This is a genomic window from Campylobacter concisus, from assembly GCF_902460675.1.
Taxonomy (GTDB): Bacteria; Campylobacterota; Campylobacteria; order Campylobacterales; family Campylobacteraceae; genus Campylobacter_A; species Campylobacter_A concisus_AJ.
On the sequence record NZ_CABPUQ010000001.1, the window covers coordinates 538,817 to 545,858 of the forward strand.

Genomic DNA, 7,042 nt, shown 5'->3' on the forward strand with positions numbered 1-7,042 from the left:
TTTAAAGCTATACTCAAATAGCCCCGCTATTATGACAAAGAGTTCGCTTCCGGCTACCACTAGCTCGGCTCCGTATTTTATATCTCTTAGCACGGGTTTTATGGAGGCTAGTTTTATTTTTGAGCTTGCGGTTTTTTGTCTTTGCTCGGCCCTTCGGCAGCTTTTGCTATGCTTGCGTATTTTTTTATCGTTTCTATTACGTTTTTGATCTCGGCAGGCAAATTTTCGTCAAACTTTTCAGAAGTCAGAATGTATAAATTTTCCTTGCTTCTAGTTAATAAAACATAAATTTTTCTATAAAATAGCTTGCGGTCGTTTTTTAGCGTCGTTTGCAGAAACAGCAAAAAGTTGTGTATAACGATATTTTGGCACTATTTTATAGATACGCTTGTCAAACAAGAAGTAGAGCCAAATATCATAGCTCAAATAGTAGGACATGAGAAGCAGTATAAAATTTTACTCGGAACATATGCTACAAATATAAATGCCAGTGTTTTAAAAGCAAAAGTTGAAATGGTGTGCTATTAGATATTAGATGTATGGTTTATAATGGATACATGCTTTTTTCTATAAACCATAATCTATTACTTGATATTAAAGTGTTAATCCTTTATATTATGCTCTTTTGCATAGCTTAATATCTTAGCTCTAAGATCTTCAGGGAAGCTATCTCTATACATCACTGGTGTTAGAGGGTTTAGCTTTTTATCTAATTTACCAGCCTCATATAGTCTTGTTAGCTCTTCTGGTGTGTTGTAGTATGGAGCATTTGGATATCCCTCTGGTGGGGTTAGGGACATTATTTTAGCTTCTAAAATATTAATATCTCTGTTTAAAATCACTTGCCTATATTCTTGATCATCTGGTTCAGCTACATCAAAAGGAAGCATTTCATCTTTTAGGACGTCTTTCATTTTTGTCATAAATTCTTCCCTTGTAGTCTCATTTGCATCTAGGTCTCTAGGGTCTAATAATTTACCTTCGTCTTCAACGAGTTTTCTAAAATACCGCATAACCCTACCATCAGTATCAAGTGCAAGTCCTCTATTAAAATCCATCACGAAGTAGCTTCCTACTATCTCATCAAGATAAGGCATCATCCCATATTCATCTAGTGGAGGATTTTTAGCTAGTTTTCTAAACTCTTCAGCCATTTGTAAATTTTTATTTAGACCTACTAAATAGGTAGAGTATTCAAATAAATCAGCTAATGCTTCTAGGGCTCCGTCTTGACCAAGCTGAGCTGATAGAAACATTGATTGATATGCTCTTGCTTTAAATCCTGCATAACCTAATCCAACACCTCCTACAAATCCTCCCATATCTCCTAATACTCCTGCACATATATTCCACTCTGCTGCAAATAGTTCTGATTTTAGAGTACCTTTGTGAGCATTTACTTCATCATAAATTTCAGCATACTCTGGCTTTGTTAGTTTGCCATTGCTATCCACTCTACCTATTGCATCTTCTGGGATATCTATCATAGTGCATTTTAGATTACTTCTTTTTACTAGATAGATATATCTATCTCTCTTATCTTTTAAACTTTCATAGTAGGCTTTTTCTGTCTTAGTCCAAGGTGATAGTTTATTTGAGCTTGGTTTATAGCTAATATCTAGCCATGGTTTAAATGATAGATAGTCTGTTTGACCTAGAGAATTTGGTTTAGGGTTATAGTATAGGGGTTTATAGTTTTTATATGGGGATGAGTCTAGGATGGAGCGGGCTTCTAAGAGATACTTGGATTGAATTTCTAAGTACTCCTTATTTGTCCTAGGTTTATTATAATTATCATTGTTTGGTATCATTAAATTTGTCTTTTTATCAAATGGTATTTCCATTCCATTCGGAGCTATAACCGTATATGTATTATCCATTAAATTTCCTTTATCTTGTAATTTTCCTTTGCTTATTACCACTACTGCTGTGGCTACTAAAAGAGCTATGATGATAAATATGATCTTTTTCATATCTTATCCTATATATAGACCATCTTCCATTACTATGGTAGTGGCTAAACGACCTACTAGGCGAGGTGGGATAGATGATGTGGTTTGAGTACTCTTGTCTTTTCTATCTGACGATCCGAACTCCTTACACCCCACATATATACCCTTTATGTTATTGTTGCCAATAGTATCAAGAGCTTCTACTAGATCTCTTGAGAGGTTACGGTGAGTATTGTCATAGTTGGTGTTAAAAATTCCTAGTCTAAGCATATATATAATATTTGCAGCCTCTTGATAGGCATCTATCGGATATTTTGGTTTGCCTGCTGCTTTATTTGGCAATGCGCCATCCTTGTAATTATTATATATCTCTTTCTCCTCTTTTACATCCAAATTTAACTCCCTTATCTCTACATCAGATTCAGTGTATCTACTTCTAGCATATTTAAAGTAGTTTGCATCTATCTCATTACCAGATCCTCTTAGCTCATCTAAACATAGATAGGTACTAAGGTTATTTAGTGCTAGTTTAGAAGCTAGGTTAAAAGATAGTTTGTTTTTCTTATGGTCTATGTCATAGTACATAAATGAGTTATAGTCTAGTCCTCCACTACTTATATTAGCTCCTAGAAATAGTCTATTTAAATTTAGGCTTATATAGTTTTGATAGATCATTACTGGATAGTAGCAATAGCTATTTGTACTATTTTTATCATAGGCTTCTTTTATAGACATAGGTTTATATGAGATATTATTTAGTGCGTAAGCTTCATTAAATTTATATGTGTATCTTGTGTGCATTATCTCTTTGTAGTTCTCTTCTAGTTTTTCATAGGATGTTTTCCAAAGTTCTAATGCACCACTAACCATAGAAGCACCTATGCTCTTACCTAGTGATCCTGCATAATCTTTTATTAGTCTCTTTATCTCTTGAAAATCTGTATAGCTAAACCTATGAGTATATCTCATAAAGGTATATGTTGTGATCTCTGTATAGGTTATACTTAGTTTATAATACTCCATAGCCATATGAAGCCTAAAAGCATTTGAAGCTTGAATGATTAGATTAAGCTTTGAATGTTGTAAAACTACGCTTGTAGTTTTTAGACTGGTTATTAGTAAGATATATCTATCTATCTCTTTAGTCTTTCTTGCACCAAGTAGGCTTTTTACTAAATTTAATACCCCAAGCTCATCAAGAAATGTCTCTCTTAGTGCCTTTGCATCTTTATTAAATATATAAGAGCCAAGTGATTCATATATCTTAGATATGCCATCTTCGCCAACAAATTTTGCTAGTGGAAACACCTCTTCTATAGTAGTTTTTACTAATAATGAGGTTACCTCTTTATTTATATCTCTATCATTGCTATATGCTATATCTTTTAAATTTATAGCCTCTTTTAGAATGTTTTTATTCTTGGTGGTGATAGCCTCTTTTATAGTAGCTTCATCTTTTTTATAGTTCTCATCTATCTTGTCAGCTTGTTCTATAAGAAGTTTCATTAGATCTTTTTGCAAAGGGTCTTTGATATCTGCATTCTTACCAACTTCATTTTCAGCTAAAAGCTCTTCAACGCTAACTACATCCTTGTTATTTACTCCATCCATATATTTAGAAATTTCTTCTATACATAGATACTCGCCACTTTTTAGTCCGCTATTTTTTACTGAGTCTTTGTAGAAAAATAACTTTAAATCTCTATCAAAAATTCTTATTATAGAGTTTGAGTGTAGGGCTTTTATTTCATCATCTTCTATTACTATATATTCATCACCATCTTGAATGCTTTTCTTTATCATTTTTTTTGAATAGCTTTTAGTCATTATAAAGTAAGCCACACTAAGAGATAGTGCTTCTATGAAAGAGTAACGTTTTGGGAGGGTTTGTATTATACGTTGCATTTGTGATTGGTATTCATCTGCGGTTGATGAGCCGTTTTTTATATCATCTATAAGTTGGCTTGAGATATTGCTATTGTTATATGCTTCAGCCTCTCTTCTGTTTAAGGCGTTTTCATTTACCTTATCAAATACTGCTTTAAAAGAGAGAGTTACCTTTTTCATATACTCTTCTTCACTTTTTTTGATCTTCTCCATATCATTTGGTTGCTTAGCATAAGCATTTACGTGAGAGAAATTTGTCTTAAATAACTCTTCGTATTTGGTGTAGTTATCAAGATAGTTGGTGTCATCTTGATAGGCGATCTCTTTAAATTCTTCCCTTTTTTGCTCTATGTTGTCTATATATTTTTTATCTATCCTTGCAAATGGAGATAAATTTAAAACAAGAGTTGATCTATTGTTTTCTTTATTGATGTTTATGCTGTACTGGCTGTAATCCTTAATAGGACTTAGAGTCTTTATATCGGTGAATTTTTGTTTTACAAGGTTGGATTTATTAGATCTATTTAGTCCATCTTCTATCACTTGATCTAGGCATTTACTTATTACTTCTTCTCTAAGACCTGCACTTGATCTAAAAGGTGAGTTTGAGAGGACTACATAGTTTTTATTTAAATTTGAAAAATCTTTGCTGTTCATCTCATCGTTTGCAGATGAGCCATTTTTATCGGACTTGTTTGCTATTAGATTGGCTAGTTTTATAGAGTTGAAATTTGAAGCACAGATAAAATTTAAATTTGCATTTAGTCCTTTTATTTGATCCTTTAGTCTTTTAAAGAGCGTATCATCACTAGAGCCAAAGCCTAAGTTTTTATTTACTATATCATAAGAGCAAACATCCTTAGTGTGATCAAATACCGACAGATCATCTAAATGACCAAACACACTATATCCCTCATCTGCATTGCAATTAACCTCATTTAGGTTATTGTCGTCTCTAAAGTAGATATAGTCTAAGTTTAGGTGGGTAAAGTCTATAAAAAAGCCAGAATTAGAGGATTTATCTTGTTTAAATACTAATACATTGCAGCTTGAGTTTATATTTAGGGTATTTATAATAGAAGCAAATCTAGATGTGAAAAAGCTAAGGATAGGTAAGGTTACGCCATAAAGAGATCTATTACTTTGATGCTCAACCATCTTGTAGGTTATTTTACTAAGCTCATAGAACAAAAAGCATCCGTTTGCCTTTTTAAGCGCAGCCTTTGGGTCACTTAGATCAACTATGCTTAGTATAAAAAGAAATATTTGTTTTAGTAAAAACTCTCCGCTTTCTTTGTTTAGCTCACTTAAATTCTTATCTAACTCTCTAAAACACTCTTCAATGCTTTTTTCAAATTTAGCTCCATCTAGTCCCTCGCTAGATATCAAAGAGCTAGCATCGCTTAGTAGATCATTTTTTAAGGTATTTAGGCACTCTTTTACGATATCTTTGGCGTCATCATAGTTGGATACTATGACCTCAAACATATCATAAAAGCTTATAGATTCTGTCTTTGTTTCACCCATGCTTTTTAGCAAATTTCTCTCGTGCTCATCCTGAGCAGCTTCAAGTTCAGCTTCATATCTTGCTTTACTTTTTATAGGGCTTATCTTCTCTTTTAAATTTGCAAAAAACTTATCAACCGCACTCTTTTTATGGACGATCTTTACTGGTATATCTCTATATTCAAATTCTCTTATTCTATTTAGCTTGCTATCAGTAAAGCTCTCTTTATCTATATAAAAGTCAGATACGATTGACACATCTTTTTTATCTCTCTTCTTAGAAAATATTAGATTAGATATGATCTCATTAGCTATGCCGTTAGAGTACGATGTGAGTGAATTAAAACTAGACGTATAAAGAGTTACGCATTTTGCATCAGCCATATACTCTTTCATCTTTTTTAATGTCTCTTCGCAAGAGTAGGTTATATTTATTTCGTTGTTTTGCATATTAAGCCACCACTACTGTTTTTGATATTTTATTGTGATTGTATTTATAATATTATTAATTTATTATTGGTTAAGAAAAAGTAGGAAATGCTTGATACTTGGGCTTGTCTTTTTTAGTTTGTCAAGTTAGCTGGACAAGCCATCTAAATTTATATCACAATTATGCTATAATCATGTCATATTATTAAAAGGAAATAACATATGCCTCAAATAGTACCTATAAAAGAGCTTAGAAACACAAATGAAATTTCACAGCTATGCAATAGCAAGGATGAGCCAATATTTGTAACTAAAAATGGCTATGGCGACTTGGTTGTGATGAGTATAAAGACATATGATAAGCTAGTAGCTACAGCCGATATAGATAGCGCTATCGCATCATCTGAAGCTAAGATAACAGCAGATACAAAGATGCTAGAGGCAAAAGATGTTTTTGCTAGTTTAAAAGATAAGTATCTTGAGTAAGTATAAAGTCCTAATCTCACCACAAGCTTATGAAGAGCTTGAAGCAATATATAAATATATCGCACTATCTTTGCTCTCGTCAGGTGCTGCAAACTCTACACTAGAGGCTATCAAAAACACTATCCTTAGTCTAGATGAGATGCCAAATCGTAGTGCTATTAGAAAAGTTAGCAGATATGCCAATATGTGCTATAGACAGCTATTTGTTAAAAACTATACAGTTATTTATAGGGTAAATGAAAAAGATAAGGCCGTTATAATCATCACTATTAGATATACACCAAGTGCTTTTTAGACATATAACTTTAATAATATCTTTCTAGAGAAATATCCACCAATCCTAGCACTCTTTTTTTGTGAAAATATACATAAACATCTTTTAAAATTCCAGCCGATGAGAAGTCACCGAAAGACAACTTTAGTCTAGATGAACTAAAAATAGTTCTTGATACAAAAAGGCTTGATCTACGAAACTATATGATGTTTGCTCTTCATACTGGGCTAAGGCTTAATGAAATTTGGCAACTTGATAGCAAAAACGTAGGTGAAGAAGATGGTATAAAATTTATAAATGTTAAGACCGCTAAACAAAAAGGAGGCGTTAGCAAATATAGACAAATTCCGCTACATAAGAATATTGAGCATTTGGCTGACTTAAAGTGGTTAGAGCAAATCAAGAAAGGAAAAGAGAGTAGTGATTATTTTGGAAAGCGCCTAAATAGACACATTCATAAATCTATCCCAAGTGCAAATGTTAGTTTTCACAGACTACGTGGCAATTT

6 protein-coding genes are annotated in these 7,042 nt (G+C 32.7%); 4 read left to right on the top strand and 2 right to left on the bottom strand.

The window, feature by feature from the left end; all coding sequences use genetic code 11:
• Positions 1-306 precede the first annotated feature (306 nt).
• Complete coding sequence (locus F3G88_RS02610) at positions 307-528, top strand: site-specific integrase (protein ID WP_141090649.1); 222 nt, start codon at positions 307-309, stop codon at positions 526-528.
• Positions 529-602: 74 nt separating this feature from the next.
• Here F3G88_RS02610 and F3G88_RS02615 read toward each other — a convergent pair whose 3' ends face one another.
• Positions 603-1,973 carry a thioredoxin reductase gene (locus tag F3G88_RS02615; RefSeq protein WP_149715300.1) on the bottom strand — a complete coding sequence of 457 codons (1,371 nt, stop codon included), beginning with the start codon at positions 1,971-1,973 and terminating at the stop codon, positions 603-605.
• 3 nt (positions 1,974-1,976) lie between these two features.
• On the bottom strand, positions 1,977-5,795 hold the full coding sequence (locus tag F3G88_RS02620) for a hypothetical protein (RefSeq protein ID WP_149715301.1): 3,819 nt from the start codon (positions 5,793-5,795) through the stop codon (positions 1,977-1,979).
• A gap of 201 nt (positions 5,796-5,996) precedes the next feature.
• Between F3G88_RS02620 and F3G88_RS02625 the strand changes: the two genes are divergently transcribed.
• The 3 genes from F3G88_RS02625 to F3G88_RS10410 form a co-directional block, all read left to right on the top strand.
• Positions 5,997-6,260 (top strand): type II toxin-antitoxin system prevent-host-death family antitoxin, encoded by a 264-nt coding sequence (locus F3G88_RS02625; RefSeq protein ID WP_021086499.1) that lies wholly within the window; start codon positions 5,997-5,999, stop codon positions 6,258-6,260.
• Positions 6,253-6,555: a type II toxin-antitoxin system RelE/ParE family toxin gene (locus F3G88_RS02630; RefSeq protein ID WP_149715302.1), complete on the top strand. Its 303-nt coding sequence runs from the start codon at positions 6,253-6,255 to the stop codon at positions 6,553-6,555. Before F3G88_RS02625 ends, F3G88_RS02630 begins: the two co-directional genes overlap by 8 nt.
• 185 nt (positions 6,556-6,740) lie before the next feature.
• On the top strand, positions 6,741-7,042 hold a 302-nt coding region (locus tag F3G88_RS10410; protein ID WP_508610356.1), incomplete at its 3' end, for a site-specific integrase.

Excerpts from the sequence above, each read along its gene's own strand:
- F3G88_RS02625 (WP_021086499.1), top strand. The coding sequence starts at position 5,997 with ATGCCTCAAATAGTACCTATAAAAGAGCTTAGAAACACAAATGAAATT.
- F3G88_RS02615 (WP_149715300.1), bottom strand. The coding sequence starts at position 1,973 with ATGAAAAAGATCATATTTATCATCATAGCTCTTTTAGTAGCCACAGCA.
- F3G88_RS02620 (WP_149715301.1), bottom strand. The coding sequence starts at position 5,795 with ATGCAAAACAACGAAATAAATATAACCTACTCTTGCGAAGAGACATTA.